General features: G+C 43.3%; 2 protein-coding genes. Both read left to right on the plus strand.

Features of this window, described 5'->3' with window-relative positions; translation table 11 throughout:
• The first annotated feature begins 211 nt into the window (after positions 1-211).
• Positions 212-811, plus strand: a complete 600-nt coding sequence (locus Q0605_RS01820) for a 4Fe-4S dicluster domain-containing protein (RefSeq protein ID WP_005871891.1) — start codon at positions 212-214, stop codon at positions 809-811.
• Positions 808-2,028 (plus strand): proton-conducting transporter membrane subunit (locus tag Q0605_RS01825; RefSeq protein ID WP_298703693.1); only part of this gene is annotated, 1,221 nt, incomplete at its 3' end. The genes Q0605_RS01820 and Q0605_RS01825, both read left to right, overlap by 4 nt.

Consider the following 2,028-nt stretch of genomic DNA (forward strand, 5'->3'; position numbering starts at 1 on the left):
AATACTGATATACTAGATATTTAAAGCAAATAATCAACGAACCGGTTTAAAAAAGAAATTAGTTTTTAAATTTAAGCTTTGAAAGCAAATTTATCAAATAAATTCCAAATATCGTCAGATAAATGACGGAATTTTTTTACGGACTTAAATATAATTACACCAAAATTTTTAGTAAAAAATTTTTAAAATTCCTTAAGTCAAGGAGAAAGGTATGAAACAACATAAATTTGTAATCTGCGATTACAAACGATGTATCGGTTGCACGACGTGCATGGCAGCCTGTTACTCAAGTGCCTACGAGCGCGGCAAACTTGCCAAATCGCGACTCACCGTGCTTAGACAGGCTTACGGCGTTATGCCTACGCAGTGCAGGCAGTGCGATGACGGACCATGCGCAAACGTCTGCCCTACCGGTGCGCTTCGCTTCGATAATAACTATATCGAATTGCACGAAGAAATTTGCATCGGATGCAAGATGTGTACGCTCGCCTGTCCTTATGGCGCGATCAGCTCGAATGCCGAGCTTATGCCGTCAGTAAATTATGCGGTCGAGCCGAAGTATTATCTCGAGATCGAAAGCCAAGCGGGCGCCAAAAGCACCGCCATCAAATGCGATCTATGCAACGGACGCGAGAACGGTCCTGCATGCGTCGAGGTTTGCCCAACTAGCGCTATCATTATGATAGATCCTAAAGAAGGTAAGCATAAATTGGGCTTTGCGATAGACTACGATGCGGCTAATGCTTTTGCAAAAGACGTGTTAAACGGCGAAATCAGTTGCGTCGCCAAAAAAGAAGGAGGCGCAAAATGATAAGCGTCTATACTTTATTTATCGTCAGTGCAGTAATTAGTATCCTTTTATACTGCGCTCCAAAAACTGCCGTTAAGGTGGGATTTGGATTAGGTGCTATCAGTTGTTTTTATGCGATGTGTCATTTCGTAGCCAATATGGGCGTAAGCGACAGCTTCGTTTTGGGAGGTACTTTCTTATATGCGCCAAAATTTGCTTTAAGTCCGCTTGGAAATTTCTTCAGTTTCGTAGTCGTTTTTATAGGCTTTGCAAGCAGCGTTTACGGTATGAGCTATGCTGAGGAATATATCGGAAAGGCAAATATCGGCGTTTTTGCATGTTTATTTAATACCTTCATCTTATCTATGCTTTTAGTCATCAGTGCGGATAATGTATTTTGCTTCGCTGTTTTATGGGAGCTTATGACGTTAATTTCGTCATTTCTAATCATAGTAAACGATGGCAAAGGCACGCTCAAAGCTGTTATGGTATATCTAGGTATAGCGCAGATCGGTGCATTTTGTATAACCTGTGGATTACTTATCATTGCAAACTACGCAGGCAGCTTCGAATTTGCAGAGTGGGGAAAAGTAAATATGCCGATGGGTGCTTCCGTAGCAGCATTCATCTTGTTTTTGGTCGGCTTCGGCTCAAAAGCTGGAATGTGGCCTTTTCACGTTTGGCTACCGCAAGCTCACCCTGCGGCTCCATCAAATGTCTCTGCGCTAATGAGCGGCGTTATGATTAAAGTAGCGCTCTTTACGCTCGTTAAATTTACACTATTTTTACCGCTAAGCATCTATTTTGGGCTTGCAGTTTTGATCCTAGGAGCAGCTAGCTCGCTTTTTGGCGTTTTATACGCGTTGTGCCAGCACGACTTTAAAGCGCTTCTTGCGTACCACTCGGTTGAAAATATCGGCATTATCTTGCTGGGTCTTGGCACTGGAATTTACGGCGTCGCAGCAGGCAATGTAACACTAGCCGCAGTCGGATTTTTAGCAGGCTGCTACCACGTAGTAAATCACGCGATATTCAAAGGCCTCTTATTCTTATGCGCAGGCTCTGTAATCCACGCTACTCATACGCAGAATATGGATGTGCTAGGAGGGCTAGCCAAAAAAATGCCTCTAACTGCCGTCGGTATGTTTATCGGTATCATGGGTATCGCAGCGCTTCCTCCGGTAAACGGCTTCGTTTCAGAGTGGTTTACCTATCAAGGAATGCTTCAAGGCGCTAAA

The sequence above is a fragment of the uncultured Campylobacter sp. genome (assembly GCF_938017705.1).
GTDB lineage: Bacteria > Campylobacterota > Campylobacteria > Campylobacterales > Campylobacteraceae > Campylobacter_B.